Origin of the sequence: Veillonella parvula (assembly GCF_018378075.1) — a bacterium.
GTDB lineage: Bacteria > Bacillota > Negativicutes > Veillonellales > Veillonellaceae > Veillonella > Veillonella parvula_K.
In genome coordinates this window covers 572747-590692 of sequence record NZ_JAGZYE010000001.1, presented here as the reverse complement: position 1 = coordinate 590692, position 17946 = coordinate 572747, and the positions used below count along the sequence as shown (strand labels likewise).

The following is a 17946-nucleotide window of genomic DNA, read 5'->3' as shown; positions in this document are numbered from 1 at the left end:
CCGAATAAGTAAAGTACCACTATCTCTATAGTTTTCCGTCATTGTCGTAACTAATCCAATAAAAGTTTTAGCAATATCAATCAACTTACGCTGTTCCCAGGTATGTATATAATATTGCTTATAAAATGTATGGACAATCTTTATAAATAATAAGAGTTAGGTAACTATGGAGTATAAATGTTATTGTTACTAATGTGATTTTGTTATCATTTATATAGACATATTTAATCAGTTTAGCATCGCTAATAAAACAGGAATAGTATCTTATATATTTTTTTATAAGATTGAGGTATAATAGAGATACATAAGGATGTATTTATTTACTAGGCCTTAATGGAGCATTGTTAATGATGTCAAGCGAAATAATATATTTCGTTTGCCGTACTTGTGATTTACATAATAAGCACATGCTATTAATAGTAATACACAGGTAACGACACTTGATATTATTAAAGTGTGATTAAGTTGGTGCTGAAGTATCATCTTTAGTGTCTCCTTAATTATATCACATATTGTTATTGATTTTGGTGGACGATTATGTAATGAAACTGCATATGGTGTTTAGTGTCTCCTTAATTATATCACATATTGTTATTGATTTTGGCGGACGATTATGTAATGAAATTGCATATGGTGTAAACTGTTAACCCGTAAACTTTGGCTATTCCACTAAGGCTTGTTTACGGGTTTTGCAATTTGGGGAGACTTTTTTATGGATTTTCAAGAATGGGAAAATAGAGTATCTATTTTAGATAGAAAATATAATCACTTTGATTTATGGGTTTCTTATGATAAAGTAAAAAAATATATTAGAAATCCTGATAATATTAAGATACATGGGTTTTACCCATTAATTCATTTTGAGATGCCAAAACCTAAATGGGTGAGACAGAAAGGAAAAGCCTCAATAAATTTTGATAAAAAGAGGAATATATTTTATGCCTCACATATTGACAGCTGGATTTACAGATATTATGCTTACAAATTTAATGAGTCTTATAACCAATTTTTAGATAATAAACATCTAAATGAAGTTGCAGTAGCTTATAGAAATAATTTGAGGCAGAATAACATCGATTTTGCTAACAAAGCATTTTCGTTTATACGTAATCTACAAGAAGATAATAAAGAATTATATGTCATTATTGGTGATTTCACAGATTTTTTTGATAACTTAGATCATGAATATTTAAAGAATAATCTAAAAATAGTTTTAGATAAGAAAAGATTAGATAATGATGAATTTGCTGTTTTCAAAAATGTAACAAGAGCATCATATGTTGAATTAGTAGATATAATAAAATGGCATAAATTAAAAGATAATAAAAAATCACGCCGTTTGGTTAATAAGAAAAATTTTAATCAAGGACGAATTTTAAATGTTAATTATTTAGGAAAAAATAAGGTAGAAATTCATACTGATAAAGTTGATAGAGGTGTTGCTCAGGGTACTCCTATAAGCGCAGTTTTATCTAATATTTATATGATAAAATTTGATGAAAGGCTGTCTATTTTAGCTAATGATAATGGTGGATTTTACCAACGTTATAGTGATGATTTTATTTTTATATTTCCGTCTTCTTCTTGTAGTATTGAGGCGATATTATCTGAACTAAAGGCTTGTGTTAAAGCTGTTCATGGACTGACCTTTAAAGATGAAAAAAGGCAAATTTTTAAAGTAAGTAGTGATAAAATTGAAAATATTACAAATAGATATAGTGAAGATAGTAATTTAGATAATCATAAGAGCTGTTTGATTAATTATTTAGGCTTTTCTTATGATGGACAGAGTATATCCGTACGAAGTAAAACATTGTCCCGATATTTTAGTAAAATGGCTATATCGGCTCATGCAATCTCACGGAAGAATAAAGCTATAACCTCAATTGATTCTGAGCATAAAAAGATAATACCGTTATATAAAGTATTTAATAGATTTACGTACAAAGGGACGAAATGGTATAGGAGAAAATATAAAAGCTCTAAGCACAAAAAACATATACAATTAATTGAAAATAAGAATGGAAATTTTCATGACTATATTAATAAAGCTCAAAAAGTTTTCTTTAAAGATGAAAATATTTCTCTTGTTACTAAAAAATCAGCTAATTATTTGAGAAAGTTTTTGAATAAAAAATATAAGAATGACATTAGCAATATTTAACAGGAAATAATTAATTAACGAATTTTGTATGTAGTCATACTTATTAGTGTTATTTTTAGTTTGTAGTAAAATTTGGACTAATTTATAGAGCTTGAGCTTAAGGTATTGGAATTATAGTAAAAGTAAATAGATAAAAGGTTTCTAATAGGCATCAAGATGACTATTAGAAACCTTTTTGATTTTCATGAAATCTCTTTCTTCTACCTGTATAATATTTTCATTAATCTAATGAGAGGGTAGGTATAGATGAGAGATACTGCAAAGCAAATTATAAAGTATTGGTATTCACTTGAGTGTTTACAACCGAAAGAAGTTCCAAAGTATAAAGCAATTCCTAAGAAGTATATTAAAGAACTCATATTTAAAAGTAAAAATGATACAATTACTATTTATCAACAGTCTGTAATAAAACCTTATTGGAAAAGAACAAATTCGCGTGTTTCTACGTATGTAGTACCGTTACCAAATGATCATTATAATTACTCTATTATTGATGAGATTAAATATTTTAAGGATGAAAAAAACTATGTTTTAGATGATGAACATGCTGTTCTGTTATGTGTAGTTAAAGGGACTGAAGTATTAGAGGCCTTCATTGATAAATTAGAAATTGAATATCCTGAAAAACCATATTTAGGGAATGTGTATAGTGCATCATTTATTGTTGATGCAGAGGGATACTATAAAGAGGGTAGTCTACAAATTGCTCCGTTTATTTGGGTGGTTCATCAAATGATGTTTCAGCCTGATGTGGAGTTTAAAGATATTAAGTTAGATGGCTGGGATGAAGTTGTTAAAAAAATCGAGGATGGTTTTAATCTTCCTGAAGAAAAGATATCCCTTGATGAGGCTGTATATGTGATCAATGTGTATATACAAAAGCATATCTTGGAGCCTATGGGCATTACCATGTTCCGTGCCGGTGATGTTTATGGCTATTGTGGCTTTACGGCCGAGGAGATTCAGCTTGTTAAAGCTGATACAATGCCTGTAAATGATTTAAAATCTAGCTTTTTCCTTGATGATTTACAGTTGGTCTTACAGCACATCGATACATTAAAGGATAATAATAAGGTATTGTCTTATATCAATAGTCTTAATCAGGATATTGAGCACTATGATTTGTTGAAAGATACTGAGAAGATGCGTAAATGGTATAATCCGAAGGTGTTACCATATGGTAGATGGCCGTCTGAGTTTAATTTGTCATTTATGCAGCAAATTGCTGTTAATATTGCTAAGGCGAACCCTAAGGATATCTTTTCTGTTAATGGACCTCCAGGTACAGGAAAAACAACATTATTAAAAGATATAATTGCTAGCAATATTGTAGAGCGTGCTGCTAAGTTTTGTGAAAGTAATCAAGTAAATGATATCTTCAAAAAGGTTATAGGTAGGGATGGAACCTCTTTTTACTATGATATACCTAGTGATATTGCAGTATATGGCATGCTGGTGCTTTCATCAAACAATAAGGCCGTTGAAAACATTACATTAGAATTACCGAATATTTCCTCTGTGGAAGAGGGGACTAATGGGTCTACATTATTTAATCCTGATTCCTCTGAACAACAGGTTGATTTATCTTGTTTTGCTGAGGATAAGAAGTATCAATTTGTAAAATCTAATGAGGTATATTTTACCTTTTTAGCGGATCGTTTAGCAGAGAGTAATGAACAATGGGGCCTAATTTCTGCGAGACTTGGTAAGAAGTCTAATATAAACACATTCATGCCAGTATTAGATGTATTGTCCTCAGATATGTCCTCTATTATGTGTGTACCTAGTGCTCAAGATGCTTTTGAAAGTACCAAGAAACAGTTTCAGGCACAATATAATCTTGTAAAAACATTATTTGATTATGTAACAGCATATGAAGAGAATATCAAATTGATTCAAGAGTTGAATCTTAAAACGAATCAGTTACAAGAAAACGTTCTTTCAATTAATGAACAATTAAGTAAATATGATACATTAGATGATGATTTGTTGAAGTTGATAGAGCATAAAAACAGTATTGAGACTAAATTAATAGAGTATAATAATCAACGCTCTATTTTTGATAAGCTTTGGAATGCTACTAATTGGTCTATTTTAAAAGCTATGAGTAATCCTGCATTGTTATCTGCTATTGAAGAAAACACTACAGAGCTTCAAAATGTTAAACAGCAATTGGATACATTACATCAGTTAGTTAATGAGCGTGAATCTATAATCAATACGAAAGATGGTCTATTAGCTGATATTAAAGGGTTTGATAATACTCTTCAAAAAATAGAAGAAACACAGCAAGATATTTTAGGTACATTAAAAATTAGTACTAAAGATTCTATACATTGCTTTGATGATATATCGTCAAAGTTAATGTCAGCTGATATGGATAGAGCGGAGGCACACACAGCTTTCTTATATGTGTGTAATTATTTGAATGAATGTAGAGAACGTTTGTTATATGATGCCTTACAATTACAAAAGACTGTAGTTATGAATGATGCTTTCAGAAAAAACATGCAATTACTTAGTCAGTATTGGGGCTCATTAAGTGATAGGAAAAAATTGCAGAAAAACTTTGATCTTAACATTATTTTTCCTGCACTAATTAATTCATTGATGATTGCAGTTCCTGTTATTTCCTCCACCTTTGCTGCTGTGGAGAGATTTTTGATTAATTGTAAATCTGAAAGTTCGTTAGGTACAATTATTATCGATGAAGCAGGACAAGCGTCACCTCATATGCTTGTAGGGGCATTATTCCGTGCGCAAAAGGCAATAGTAGTTGGTGATCCTAAACAGATTGAACCAGTACAAACTGTACAGGATTTGTTTGTCGAAAAAATTGGTGGCGAAGGTATTGGAAAATATCGGAGTAAAGAGTTATCTGTACAAAGTTTAGCTGATGCACAAAATCCGTTTGCAGGCATTATCAAAAATCTTGATGGGTCCGAATCTTGGGTCGGTTGCCCACTTGTTATTCATAGACGCTGTAAAGATCCAATGTTTACAGTCGCTAATGAGTTATCTTATGGTGGTTTTATGATTAATAAGACTATAAATCCTAAAGAGCCTATTGAGCTATGTAAAGAGAGCTGTTGGATAACATATAATGCAAGTAATATTGAATCTACTATGGGTAAAGATAGATATATACAAGTACAAGGCCAAATTGCTTTTGAACTGATACAAAAGTTACGAGCAAGAAATACCAAATTTAAAGATATTTTTATCATTACACCATTTACCAGTGTGGCATATGGTTTTAAAAAGTATATGGCATCCCTTAGTCATGATATTGTGAACTGGACTAAAGAGGATAATAAGAAAGATTGGTTAGATGATAATATCGGTACGGTTCATACCTTTCAAGGTAAAGAAGCTAAAGTCGTTATTTATATGTTAGGCTGTCAAAGTGATGACTCTGCTAATGGTGCTATAAAATGGGTTAATGCTAACAATGTAAATGTAGCTTTTACAAGAGCAAGGGAATATATCTATGTTATTGGTGATGCGGTGAAATGGGCAGAACTCAATAAAAATCTTGCATTTGCACAAAGATACCTACCTGTATATACTTTGGAGGATTTTTAAGTAAATCCATGAGTTGCGTAACGAGAATAAGATATTGCCATTCTTTTGAATAATGAAGATTTATAGAAACAAACAGGGAAAGCAATCATATGATTTCTTTCCCTGTTTATATATGATATAATTTATATCAAAGTGAGGCATAAATGGTTTGGTCGCCAGACTTCGCTTCTAGAATTTAATGTTGAAGAAACGGTCCGATATTATGTCAGGCCGTTTCTTCATGTTTAAATGGAGTTATTAGTTGTGTAATTCTCTTTTGCCGTATAATTTTAGGGCTATAGCAATAATTGTATTTATAACAAACAGAGCCGCAAAACATTCTAAAGCAGTAGTATAGCCATATCCTGCTTCGTGAAAGTATGATACGAGCATAGGGCCAACGATGCCCGCAAATCCCCAAGCAGTTAGAATACGACCATGAATGGTAGAAAGTTGACGTATACCGTAGAGATCTGCAAGATATGCTGGTATACAGGCGAATCCACCGCCATAGCATGTGATAATGAGAAGGATTAAAATTTGAAATGTTAGCGCGCTATTGGTTTGGGCAAGTAAATAGAATGCGACGATTTCTATAATAAAGAATAGTATGTAAGTTTGTGCTCGCCCAAGGTAATCGGAGATAGTAGACCATGCAATACGCCCCCCACCATTGAAAATACCGATAATACCAACCAGTGATGCAGCTGCTGTAGGTGTCATACCAATGGCTTCTTGCGCCATAGGAGACGCTAAGGATAGTAGGCCTATACCACAGGTAATATTAATAAAGAATACCCACCAAAGGGCACCGAATTGCCAAGTTTTCATGGCATCATTGGCTAGCATGCCATGGGTATGAACGTACATGGCGGATTTATCTTTCGTAGTTCGAGTTGGGTGTTTTGGTTGAGGTGCTTTCAAATAGAGCGAAGAGGCGCTCATAATTACGAGATAGATTACACCGAGGATAATGAAAGTATCTACCAATCCAACCTGAGCTACAAGGTATTGCATAAGAGGCCCTGCAATGAGAGAAGCAAACCCAAAACCCATAATAGCTAAACCAGTAGCAAATCCTGGGCGATTTGGAAAGTATTTCACGAGCGTAGAAACTGGTGTTATATAACCAATGCCTAGTCCAATGCCACCGATGATGCCGTAGAAGAGATAGAGTAGGGTAAGATTGTGTATGCTAAGTGCATAGGCCGTACCCAATAATCCGGTTACCCAGAATAACATAGCGAGAAGTCCACTTTTCTTAGGACCAATTTTTTCTGCAAAGGATCCAAGAAAGCCCGCAGATAGTCCGAGCATTAAAATGGCTAATGAGAATGTCCATGTTGTTTGCGATAAAGTAAAACCCATATCTGCCATAATAGGACGTGTGAGTACGCTCCATGCATATACGCTACCAATGGATATGTGCAGACCAATGGCTGCTAATGCAATAAACCAACGATTTCTCATAAGAAAACTCCTTTCATATAGGTGAATATTCAGATATAGATAAAGAAGCATTTGTTACGGGAAGGCAATAAAAAAGACCATCTGAACAAAAGCTTGCCCAGACGGTCGGCTATCACACGATGTGTGCTACTGTGCATGTAGTTAATTCTACGTATCCGTCAGCCCAGTAGGAATATATTACAAATATAGCAATTAAAAGGACATCTTGTCGGTGATATAAGTCACTATCATATGCACTATGAGGATTTATAAAAGAAAACAAAGAATGAAATCCTTAGATTCCTTTAATTATTTAAATATGATATAATTTATATCAAAGTGAGGCATAAATGGTTTCGACGCCAGACTTCGCTTCTAAAGTAAATATTTGAAGAAACGGTCTGACTTCTATGTCGGGCCTTTTTTCATGCCACGATTAGAAAGCTAGCTTTCAGCTAGAGGTCAATCACTTTGCTGCCATGATAATGGTCGCTACAAGTATGCCAAAGGAAATCATGAGTGATAACACTTTGAATGTACTCATATTGATCACCGCCAATCTCTAGAAGATTAGCAAAGGCTGGACCCATTTAGAGGCCTCAAGTTCAATATAGTGTTGTGGATAATAAAAGTAAATAGATTAGAGGTTCCTAATAGTCACCTAGGTGACCAATAGGAACCTTTTTCGCTTTGTAATTATTATTATAGGATAGATAAATTATGTTACAATACAAATAAGATAATAGTTTTTAGGGAGAGGGAAACTCATATGAAACGTTATATTATGCTATTGACTTTAGGTTTATGTTTTGTAGCACCAATGCTTTCACAAGCAGTGGATATAAGACCTATCATACATGTTACGAATGTACATAATGGCCAATATGATGAAGAATTAGATGCTATTACAGCAACCAAGTTTTATGGACCGTATCAGTTCCGTGTATTGAAGGATGCTGTAGAGACTAAAGGGGAAACTAAAGATATAGATGGCAGAGCCTTTAGAACCTCTGATGGTGTCTTCATGCATGTGAAGGCTAGAACTATTGATAATACAAGTGCGACCTTAGATAATGAGATTGAAAAAATTGTTAAAGATAGAACGGTTCCTGAACCTACTGCAAAGATGGTATTGCCTATTAAGTATGATGTAACAGAGGTCGATAATGATGGTGTGCGTAGTTTACTAGCCGAATTTATGTATGGCTGGCCATTACATAATAGGACGGATATGGTATTAGTTACTGATTATGAAGATACTCGTTACTATTATAAGTTGCAGTTTTATAGAGACAAGCTACCAAATGGTGTTCGCATTGAGCAGTTGCGCCAGATGATTATGGATGCGCGGTTTAGTTATAAATAAGGTGTATTTGATCAGACGCCCATATTTGTTTATCCTAATGTATTTAGTCAGTCTGTAATATTTAGCTGAACGGGTATAGTAAAAGTAAATTAAAAAGAGGTTCCTATGAGTCAACTTGTGACCATTAGGAACCTCTTTTATTGTGCAAGAGTTTATATAGTTTTCAAACTATTATAATATGCTTTTACCTAAAGGAAATTATTATTTATTTAAGTTTCCAACAATGCTTACAATATCTTCTGCTTTGCGTGCAATATGTGTTACGCCTAGTTCTTGATGGAGAGATTCTTCTCTAAAGCCCCATGTAACACCAATGCAAAGTAGACCGGAGTTTTCTGCAGTAGCTACGTCAACTTCAGAGTCACCTACATAGATAGACTCTTCTGGGGGAGAGTTTAATTCCTTCAAGGCTTGTAACACCATGTCTGGAGCAGGTTTACGTTGTAATCCTGGTCTTTCACCGATGGCAACAGGTAAACGATCGCCAAAGTACTCTTTATTGAGCGGTGTTACACCTTCTTGGATTTTGTTGGATACGATGGCTAATTTATAACCTTGCTCACGCAATTCATCAAGCATATCTAGGATGTCTGGGTAAGGGGCTGTTGTGTCTTTTAAATGCTCACCATAGTAAGCTTTGAACTCCTCAATGTATGGCTCTAATTCATGATCAGCTACTGTACTTGGGAGACACTGACGCATTAAATTTGTTACTGCATTACCGAGTGCTGCTTTTACCTCTGCTAGAGATTTTTCAGGGAAGTTATGTGTACGTAGTACATGATTTACGGCGTTGGCTAAATCTGTAGCTGTATTGAGTAATGTGCCGTCGCAATCAAAAACGATGGTAGTATATTTCATAGGGGCCTCCAAATGTAATTATTAACTATTCTATTATATGACAGACGGAGAAAATTTTCATAAAAAATTGGACTATGTTACAATTAACGTACTATAGTTGGGAATTTTAAAATTGGAGAGATAAATGATTCGTAAAACAATAGTACTTTCAGTATATATCAGCTTAATTACTGGTTTAGTAGGGGCTGTTGATGTTAATATTCCCGGTGCTGATCATAGAATTCCTGTAAATGCTTATGAAAGTTATATACATAGTGATTCTTCAATTAAAAGCATACAAGAGGGAGCCTTGAGAGACTTTCAAAAGAATAAGCGGTATGATGAAACTAAGCAGCTATATATAGATAATGGTCTATCTGAAAAAGAGGCTGAAACAGTTATCCGAGAAAGCTATGTAGGGCCTCTTAATATATATGAGGGACAAACAGAGATTATTGATCATAGTGGAAAGGGAATTCGTTTTCTTGTACCCTATATAAGTTATTATAAAGTGCAGAAAAATAATATAACTGATAAATATACAGCGTATGAACTTTTCTCACATGATATGACGATAGGCTTAATTGTTGAAAATAAACAGAATTGGCAAAGCTCTGACTACATGGGAAAGCCATTTGATTCGATTACGGAAGAAGATTTACGTAAAGATTATGAACGACCAACAAACATAAAAGAGTTTGGATCATTTTCTTATAAACCTAAAGATATTCATGGTGCAAGTTTTTCGTATGCAGGGTTAACGGATAGTTACTGGGATTCTTTATATGGTAAAATTAAGAAAAATAATAAAGCTCAGTTTTATTCTAATTTGAACTTTGCTTTGCCTAATGATTCAACTATTCGATATCATGTAGGTTTGACTGAGGCCAAACAGAATATGGGACAGGTAATCAGTCCCATACTTGTTAATTACGTGCTACCATCTATAAAACCACTAACAGATAGTGATGCATATTCTCATACAACGAAAAAAGAGGGTGAAAATTTTATCTACCGTATTCTTAATGATGCAAAAGTTATAGGTTCTGTAAGAGATGTTCAAAATGGTTTGTCTTATAAAAGCCCTTCTGGTATAACTCACACTGTCTATGTAGAAACGGTAGATAAGGCAAGCAGTGCAGATTCAATTGAGCTTAGTAGATTTTTGGATGAGGTGATTATTAATTCGGTTAAATCGCCTGAGGGTTATGTTTACTTTGCTAAACGCATTGTATGGAATGATGGTGTGCCAGGCATTTTAGTGGAACAAGAAAAGGCTAATAAAGAGGGGATGATGTTATTCTATACACAAGATGGAAAAACGAATTTCACTAGTGTATTAAATTATGATACGAATATGCCCTATACTAAAGAGCAACTTCGTAATATGTTAACTGATATTAAATTAGTTACTATTCCTGAGAAGTTCAAGGGTAATATTGATATTGCTGATATTGAAGATATAGTTAAAAAACATTTGGAGAAGTAGAATGACTGAAATACAAGCTCTTTTATTGATAAAATCTATTCTTGAATCCGCAGATATTCACGGTATTGAACATATGCTAAGTGAAGATTGTGAGTATATGTCTACAGGCCGTGGTATCATTGGACGAAACCGCAATGAAACTGTTGAGTTTTTGTCCTCTATGACTGAGTCCATCAAGGCTGATAATGTGCCTGTTACGTGCAAGGTGATGCATATTACCGATGTGTATGAGGAGGATGCGCTATTTCACGAGGGTCGTCATGGTTTAACCGTTTCTTATGAAAGTGGCGATAACTATGTGTACATGATTTTTGTAGATGTAAATGATGAAGGCCTTGTAGATCGTATCGTTTCAAGCCAAGAAAATTATAGTATTGAGTATGATGATCTTCGTTTTGGCACTGATGAAAGCGAATATGCTTTTATTTCTGCACCAACCACTGTGAAAGACTGGATTACAGTCCTTAGTATGTGGTTAGAAACGGCAAATGTAGATATTGATGATTTCTATCAATATATCGATGAAGATACGCGCGTTGTATTCCAAAAGGGTGATGCCGAATCGATTACCCTTGAAAGCGGTCTTGATGTAGAGGATTACTTTGATCAATTAATGAACCAACATTTTGATGCGGTGCCTCATATCATTCGAGATGAAGAAGATGAATTAATCTTAACCTACGGCCCTATGAGTGCCATTGCTACCCTCAATGAAGAGGGAGCACTAGCACTTATCAGTATCTATATCGATATACGCGATGAAGATGAAGCGACTGATGAGGTTGGTTATATCGAAGAGGACTTAACGAAGGAAACTATTATTGAAGAGGATCTATATTAGTCGATACTACTCATTTGATATATCTAATCTAATTAGGATTAATAGATAAAACAAAAACTACCAATTAAACATATATCTTTTAAACAGACCTTCTACTATGGAAGGATAAGCCACTAGATATTATGAATAACTGGTAGTTTTTTGTATTATTTACATTTCATCATGGTCTTTAATGAGACCAGCTTTTTTCTTTTTCCAGTAGGAGTAGTAGAATGGCAAGATTATGATACAGCCGCCTAGACCCCATAATAATTGGTTAGTTTGAGCTTGGGCAAGCATCCATAGGGATGTGCCGATAGCGATGACGGGGATTAAGTAGCCACCAGGGATTGTGTAGGAGCGAGCTTTGTCTGCCCATTTACGACGGAAGATAATAACAGCCAAACACGTTGGTAGGTATTGTGTAAAACGAGATACCGCACTAATGGCTGCTAGTGTTGTAAAGGAACCAGACCATGCAAGTAATACACTGGCAATGGCAGTAACAATCGCTGCTACATATGGTGCATTGTAACGATTGCGTTTTGCTAAAGCACTTGGTAGCATACCATCTTCCGCCATGGATGTTGCCACACGAGGCGCATAGTAAGCTTCAGCAAAGTTGATACCGCCCATAGAGATTAAGGTACCTACTAATACGATATACATGCCAATAGGGCCAACAATTACGTTGAATGCATCTTGTACTGGAGCCTTGGTATTTGCTAAATCTGTACCAAGTACACCAATGGATACGGCAAGGATTGCCATATATAGAACCGATACGAGAAGCATACACATGATAATAGCACGTGGTAAATTCTTTTTAGGATTTTTCATATCCTCTGCAGCAATGGCAATGACTTCAAACCCTGTATAGGCAAAGAATAGAAGAACCGCAGCTTGAGCAAATGATCCATCTACATAGATGTCTTGAGGGAAGACTGGTGTAAAGTTAGCTCCATTTATAAAGAAAATACCAATTGCAATAAATAGGGCAAGAGGGACTAGCTTAGAAATAGTGATTAAGTTGTTAACGAATTTGGATACGTTAACACCAAATATATTTACAATGGTAAGACCTACAATTAAGATAAATGAAATGACATCCTTTGCAAAATCACCACTTAAAGCTGGTACTGCGGCACCTAATGCGGTAGCAAAGCCAACGGCCATAGCCGCCCAGGCAATAACGGTGACGATCCATTTTAAAACGCCCACTTCAAAGGCCCAAAAATCACCTAATGCATGTTTTGCATATAGATAAGGACCGCCATTACGTGTAAATAGGCTAGCTGCCTCTGCAAAGCAAAGGGCGATACAACCTGCGATAACGGCGTCAAATAGCAGGACGCCTAAGCTAGCGGAACCAATTATAGAATATGCTTTGTTTGGTAGTAGGAAGATACCTGTCCCTACAATACCATTTATTCCTAGGAGTACAATACTCCAAAAGCCAAATTTTCCTGTTTCTTTCATGATACAATCTTCCCACTATTTAGTTACATTTTCTTGAGTTGCTTTTACGAATGCAGTAAATAAACGCTTTGCATTTTCGTCATTTGTAGACATCATTTCTGGGTGGAATTGACAGGCTACTAACCAAGGATAAGATGGATCCTCTAAACCCTCTACAGTACCATCCTTAGCTCTTGCTACAACTTGTAATCCTTTACCGACATTTTTAACTGTTTGGTGATGATGGGAGTTCGTAATCCAAGTATTGCAACCTATAGCACTAGCTAGTTTTGATTTGGAATCAATTTCTACAGTATGGGTGCCAAGAGAAGGTGTTTGATTCTGAGAGTGTTTTATTGTACAGTTTTGATCATATTTTAAATCTTGGAATAAAGAACCACCACGATATACATTTAAGATTTGTAAGCCACGACAGATGCAAAAGATGGGAATTTGTTTTTCTTCTGCTGCTTTGATTAAGGCAAAGTCAAATTGATCGCGCTCCGGAAATACATCGCCAAGACCTTGCAAAGGTTCTTCTCCATAGTGAAGAGGGTATACATCATGACCGCCGGATAATAACAAGCCGTCAAGCTTTGCTACCGTTTTGCGAGCTACATCAAGATTTTCGGTAAATGGAATTATAACAGGAATGCCACCAGTTTCCTCAATAGAACGAGGATAGTCTTGGTTTACGTAGGAGCGCAATAAATCTACGTAAGGTCCACCATTATCTCGTAAGATATTGCCAGATATGCCAATAAATGGTTTCGTCATAATATCACCTCATATGTGTAAAAATCTGTACAACCTTATGTTAGTGTATCAGATTTTATGGATAAAAACACTACTAATAGATATAATTATAAGACTTATAATAGAGAAAATATGTTAAAGTTGATACATTTTATTATATTTTCTTTCAAGATATAGTTGTATCTGTTTATTGCGAAACATGGTATGATAGACTACGAATAAACTGTGCGGGAGGCTTACTATGGTTTTTCTAACATCCTTACAAAGTATCATACCAATTGTGCTACTTATTTTGTTAGGATATATATTAAAAGAGCGGGGCATGTTTAATCCTACCTTTAGCGGTAATTTATCGCGATTTATCATGTCGGTTGCATTACCAGCGGGAGTATTTGTATCTGTATTACATCACCTACATACTTCTGATATATGGAATTTACGATATGGCATGTTAGTGGTTGTCCTAACATATGTTATCGCATATATCGTAGCGTTTATTATGATGAAAATGTTGAAAGTTCCTAAAGGACGACGTGGTATTTTTATCAATATGGTAGTAAATGATAACTGCTTGTTTATTGGGTTACCAGTGCAAATTGCACTCTTTGGTCAAGATGCGCTGCCGTATTTCCTGTTATATTACATCGGTAACACTATTTCCGTATGGATGGTGGGAGTATTCCTTATAGAATTAGATCCACTGCCAAATTCTGAAGTAGATTTTAATAATGGCTCCTATAAGATTGATAGTATAAATAATAGTTCAGAATCTACTGAAGGTAAAAGCAAGAAACCTAAATTTGATTGGAAGAAGTTATTACCACCACCATTGATAGTTTTTTTTGTGGCCTTAATCTTCTTGTTTTTTGAAATTCCTTTACTTCCAATTTTGCATACTACCTTGAATTACTTAGGTGATATGGTAACCCCATTATCCTTGATTTATATAGGTATTGTACTTCATGATGCGGGCTTAAAAAGCATGCGTTTAAATAAAGACTCCATCGGTGGGATTGTAGGACGATTTGTCATTTCCCCGATTATCATGTTCTGTTTGATTATGGCTTTACAATATGGAGCAGGCATAGTTCTAGAACCAATTGCAATCATTACCTTTGTTGTACAATCAGCAGGACCTGTCATTGCAGTATTGCCAATCGTAGCTAATGAATCAAAAGCTGATTTGCCATTTGCTACAGGTCTAATTATGATTAGTACCATATTATTTGTTGTAGTAATTCCAATCATAATGGAAATTTTAACAATGATAGGTATACAAGCTTAAAATAAGAAAAAGATTAAAATAAGTAAATAAAAAATAGGTTCCTAATGGTCATATAGGTGACTATTAGGAACCTATTTTTATGTAAGTATATACAGCTTATCTAAAGAATCTACCAACGAGTGGCATGCTAGCACCATCGTTTTTATTAAGGCCTTTTAAAAGAACCATGATAATTACGTATAGTAGTAATCCTTCAATACCTGTGAGTATAAAGTTAGCCCACATTGGTAGGATGTCTATTAAGTAATGGTAACTCATGAAAATAAGTATACCCATAACACCGGCACTGACCACGTTTTTCCAAAGCAGGGAAATATCAAGGAAGTAGCCTGTGTATTTTTTGATATAAATCAAGTTAAGTAATGCGGCAAAGCCAATATCAGCAACGGTTGCCCAAGCGGCACCGCCGATGCCAAGCCAAGGAATAGCCGTCAGTGTCCAGTTAAGGATGACCTTGATTATGAGGGAGATCCCCATATTTATGACTGGAATACGTGGTCTGTTGAGACCTTGTAGAATACCTGTTGTTACTTGATGTACACCTAGGAAGAATATAGAGAATGCCGTGATTTGCGTTGCTAGTTCTGCCTTAGGCGCATTGTAAATCAGTGTAACAGTTGGGGCAGCAAGTACATATAATAGCACTGTAAATGGTACGGTTGCCATAAATGTTAAACGCATAGAGCCAGCAGTGCGATCATATATACCTTGATGATCTCGTTTGGCAAAGGCATGAGAGATAGCTGGTACAATGCTTGTCGCAAGGGCTGCGGTAATAATGGTAGCCAAGTTGATGAGCGGTACTGCCATCCCGGTAAGGTAACCGAAGAGTTCTGTTACTTCGTTCATCGGGAACCCCGCATCTAATAAGCGACGTGGTACGATAAGTAAATCGAGATTCGCCGTCAACGGTAACATGATACTTGCTAAGGAAATTGGAATGGACAATGTTAAGAGTCGTGACAAAATTTCTTTAGCTGATTCACGAGGACCATCATAGCTTTCACCAGTACTACTTGCCTTAGGTAATTTATAGTAGTAGTACAATAGCACCAGGAAGGCTCCAAAAGCACCTACACCTGCACCCAAGCTAGCGCCACCTGCCGCGGCTGGTAAACCGTAAGGTAATAAAATAGCAGCAGCACCTAGCATAACGATAACCCGTAGTAATTGTTCTACAATTTGGCTAATCGCCGTGGGCGTCATCATTTCATAGCCTTGGATATACCCGCGGAAACAGGAAATCCATGTTACAAAGAATACTGCCGGAGCGAGCGCGATGATAGAGTAGTAGGCACGGCTTTCAGCAATGAGACCACTAGAGATTAACCAATCTGCACCAAAGTACATAGCAAGACTGGCGATAAAACCTGTAATAGTCAACATTGTAAAAGAAATATTGAATACTCTCTTAGCACCACTAAAGTCGTGTAAGGCTAATCGTTCTGCCGTCAAAATAGAGATGGCAATCGGCACACCTGCGCTCGAAATTTGCAATAGTAACAAATAGATAGGAAAGGCCATCTGGTAGATGCCGATCCCTTCACCGCCCAAGATGCGGGATAGAAGAATCCAGTTGATACTACCGATGGCTTTCACTACGAAACCGGCAATGGTTAAAATTAAGGTTCCTTTTAAAAATCCACTAGCCATTGATTATAGTTTGTTGGAAGAACCCAATACATTTTTAATTTTGTGAGCTACCATGCCTTTAATAGCATCACGAGCAGGTCCTAAGTATTTACGAGGGTCAAATTCGGATGGGTTTTGAGCCAAGTATTCACGTACAGATGCGGTCATAGCAAGACGAAGGTCTGTATCGATGTTGATTTTGCAAACCGCCATTTGAGCTGCTTTGCGAAGCATTTCTTCAGGAACGCCTTGAGCACCAGGAATGTTGCCACCGAATTCATTACATTTTGCTACGAATTCAGGCAATACAGAGGATGCCCCATGCAATACGATAGGGAAGTTAGGCAATAATTCGCCAACTTTTTTCAAACGATTGAAGTCGAGGTAAGGGTCGCCTTTGAATTTGTAAGCACCATGGCTAGTACCAATAGCGATTGCTAAGGAGTCTACGCCAGTTAGGTGTACGAATTCAGCAGCTTGTTCTGGGTCTGTAAAGCGAGCATCTGCATCGGATACGTTTACATCATCTTCAACACCAGCCAAACGGCCTAATTCTGCTTCTACTACAACGCCATGAGCGTGAGCATATTCAACAACTTGTTTAGTGATTTTTACGTTTTCATCGAAATCATAGTGAGATGCGTCGATCATAACGGATGTGAAACCACCATCTACACAGTCTTTACAGATTTCAAAGGAATCGCCGTGATCAAGGTGAAGCGCAATCGGTAAGTTGCTGTCTTCAAGAGCTGCTTCTACGAGTTTAACAAGGTAAATATGTTTAGCATATTTACGAGCACCTGCAGATACTTGCAAGATAAGAGGGGATTGTTCCTCTTTCGCTGCATCTACGATACCTTGTACGATTTCCATGTTGTTTACATTGAAAGCGCCAACAGCATAGCCGCCTTCATAGGCTTTTTTGAACATTTCTGTAGTAGTAACTAATGGCATGTTGTCCTCCTTGGCCATAGGGCCTGTTATATCATGTTATTAATACCGTGACTGCTAATATTTCTAGCTCGTAAGAACTAGATGCATATCTGTTATTGCAATCATATATCAATTCAAGTTAAGTATATCAAGAAACACTATAAAGGGCCAATATTTTTTGTATAACTTA

At 35.7% G+C, this 17946-nt stretch carries 13 protein-coding genes and 1 riboswitch; of the genes, 6 read left to right on the top strand and 7 right to left on the bottom strand.

Going from position 1 to position 17946, the window contains the following annotated elements; genetic code table 11:
• The first annotated feature begins 712 nt into the window (after window positions 1-712).
• Window positions 713-2164, top strand: coding sequence for a reverse transcriptase domain-containing protein (locus tag KH286_RS02805; protein ID WP_278617563.1), 1452 nt, complete (start codon window positions 713-715; stop codon window positions 2162-2164).
• A 246-nt stretch (window positions 2165-2410) separates the two neighbouring features.
• Complete coding sequence (locus tag KH286_RS02800; protein ID WP_278617562.1) at window positions 2411-5749, top strand: AAA domain-containing protein; 3339 nt, start codon at window positions 2411-2413, stop codon at window positions 5747-5749.
• Window positions 5750-5986: 237 nt separating this feature from the next.
• Here KH286_RS02800 and KH286_RS02795 read toward each other — a convergent pair whose 3' ends face one another.
• The gene (locus KH286_RS02795) at window positions 5987-7198 is read right to left on the bottom strand and encodes an L-lactate MFS transporter (RefSeq protein WP_101928389.1); all 1212 of its coding nucleotides are present in this window, start codon (window positions 7196-7198) and stop codon (window positions 5987-5989) included.
• 88 nt (window positions 7199-7286) lie between these two features.
• A riboswitch (ZMP/ZTP riboswitch) is annotated at window positions 7287-7374 on the bottom strand.
• Between the two features lie 269 nt (window positions 7375-7643).
• Window positions 7644-7694 (bottom strand): hypothetical protein, encoded by a 51-nt coding sequence (locus KH286_RS09605; protein WP_353511575.1) that lies wholly within the window; start codon window positions 7692-7694, stop codon window positions 7644-7646.
• 252 nt (window positions 7695-7946) lie between these two features.
• Here KH286_RS09605 and KH286_RS02790 point away from each other — a divergent pair, with 252 nt between their 5' ends.
• Entirely contained in the window at window positions 7947-8543 is a 597-nt protein-coding gene (locus tag KH286_RS02790; RefSeq protein WP_227065242.1) for a hypothetical protein, read from the top strand.
• A 201-nt stretch (window positions 8544-8744) separates the two neighbouring features.
• Here KH286_RS02790 and KH286_RS02785 read toward each other — a convergent pair whose 3' ends face one another.
• Window positions 8745-9404 carry an HAD family hydrolase gene (locus KH286_RS02785; protein ID WP_278457170.1) on the bottom strand — a complete coding sequence of 220 codons (660 nt, stop codon included), beginning with the start codon at window positions 9402-9404 and terminating at the stop codon, window positions 8745-8747.
• A 124-nt stretch (window positions 9405-9528) separates the two neighbouring features.
• Here KH286_RS02785 and KH286_RS02780 point away from each other — a divergent pair, with 124 nt between their 5' ends.
• Together KH286_RS02780 and KH286_RS02775 are read left to right on the top strand one after the other, a co-directional pair.
• Window positions 9529-10872 (top strand): hypothetical protein, encoded by a 1344-nt coding sequence (locus KH286_RS02780; RefSeq protein ID WP_278457169.1) that lies wholly within the window; start codon window positions 9529-9531, stop codon window positions 10870-10872.
• A gap of 1 nt (window position 10873) precedes the next feature.
• On the top strand, window positions 10874-11713 hold the full coding sequence (locus KH286_RS02775) for a hypothetical protein (RefSeq protein ID WP_278457168.1): 840 nt from the start codon (window positions 10874-10876) through the stop codon (window positions 11711-11713).
• 150 nt (window positions 11714-11863) lie between these two features.
• Here the strand turns inward: KH286_RS02775 and KH286_RS02770 are convergent, their stop codons facing one another.
• Together KH286_RS02770 and KH286_RS02765 are read right to left on the bottom strand one after the other, a co-directional pair.
• Window positions 11864-13171 (bottom strand): APC family permease, encoded by a 1308-nt coding sequence (locus tag KH286_RS02770; protein ID WP_278457167.1) that lies wholly within the window; start codon window positions 13169-13171, stop codon window positions 11864-11866.
• A 15-nt stretch (window positions 13172-13186) separates the two neighbouring features.
• Complete coding sequence (locus tag KH286_RS02765; protein ID WP_278457166.1) at window positions 13187-13927, bottom strand: gamma-glutamyl-gamma-aminobutyrate hydrolase family protein; 741 nt, start codon at window positions 13925-13927, stop codon at window positions 13187-13189.
• Between the two features lie 220 nt (window positions 13928-14147).
• On the opposite strand from KH286_RS02765, the gene KH286_RS02760 reads away from it, so the two are divergent.
• Complete coding sequence (locus KH286_RS02760; RefSeq protein WP_278617561.1) at window positions 14148-15191, top strand: AEC family transporter; 1044 nt, start codon at window positions 14148-14150, stop codon at window positions 15189-15191.
• 96 nt (window positions 15192-15287) lie between these two features.
• Here KH286_RS02760 and KH286_RS02755 read toward each other — a convergent pair whose 3' ends face one another.
• Both KH286_RS02755 and fba read right to left on the bottom strand, forming a co-directional pair.
• Window positions 15288-16844, bottom strand: a complete 1557-nt coding sequence (locus KH286_RS02755; RefSeq protein WP_105086621.1) for a putative polysaccharide biosynthesis protein — start codon at window positions 16842-16844, stop codon at window positions 15288-15290.
• Window positions 16845-16847: 3 nt separating this feature from the next.
• A complete protein-coding gene (gene fba, locus KH286_RS02750; RefSeq protein ID WP_195394676.1) occupies window positions 16848-17777 on the bottom strand; it encodes a class II fructose-1,6-bisphosphate aldolase in 930 nt (309 codons plus the stop codon).
• Between the last annotated feature and the right edge of the window lie 169 nt (window positions 17778-17946).

Coding starts and splice junctions, on each gene's coding strand:
- KH286_RS02805 (WP_278617563.1), top strand. CDS start 713: ATGGATTTTCAAGAATGGGAAAATAGAGTATCTATTTTAGATAGAAAA.
- KH286_RS02800 (WP_278617562.1), top strand. CDS start 2,411: ATGAGAGATACTGCAAAGCAAATTATAAAGTATTGGTATTCACTTGAG.
- KH286_RS02795 (WP_101928389.1), bottom strand. CDS start 7,198: ATGAGAAATCGTTGGTTTATTGCATTAGCAGCCATTGGTCTGCACATA.
- KH286_RS02790 (WP_227065242.1), top strand. CDS start 7,947: ATGAAACGTTATATTATGCTATTGACTTTAGGTTTATGTTTTGTAGCA.
- KH286_RS02785 (WP_278457170.1), bottom strand. CDS start 9,404: ATGAAATATACTACCATCGTTTTTGATTGCGACGGCACATTACTCAAT.
- KH286_RS02780 (WP_278457169.1), top strand. CDS start 9,529: ATGATTCGTAAAACAATAGTACTTTCAGTATATATCAGCTTAATTACT.
- KH286_RS02775 (WP_278457168.1), top strand. CDS start 10,874: ATGACTGAAATACAAGCTCTTTTATTGATAAAATCTATTCTTGAATCC.
- KH286_RS02770 (WP_278457167.1), bottom strand. CDS start 13,171: ATGAAAGAAACAGGAAAATTTGGCTTTTGGAGTATTGTACTCCTAGGA.
- KH286_RS02765 (WP_278457166.1), bottom strand. CDS start 13,927: ATGACGAAACCATTTATTGGCATATCTGGCAATATCTTACGAGATAAT.
- KH286_RS02760 (WP_278617561.1), top strand. CDS start 14,148: ATGGTTTTTCTAACATCCTTACAAAGTATCATACCAATTGTGCTACTT.
- KH286_RS02755 (WP_105086621.1), bottom strand. CDS start 16,844: ATGGCTAGTGGATTTTTAAAAGGAACCTTAATTTTAACCATTGCCGGT.
- fba (WP_195394676.1), bottom strand. CDS start 17,777: ATGCCATTAGTTACTACTACAGAAATGTTCAAAAAAGCCTATGAAGGC.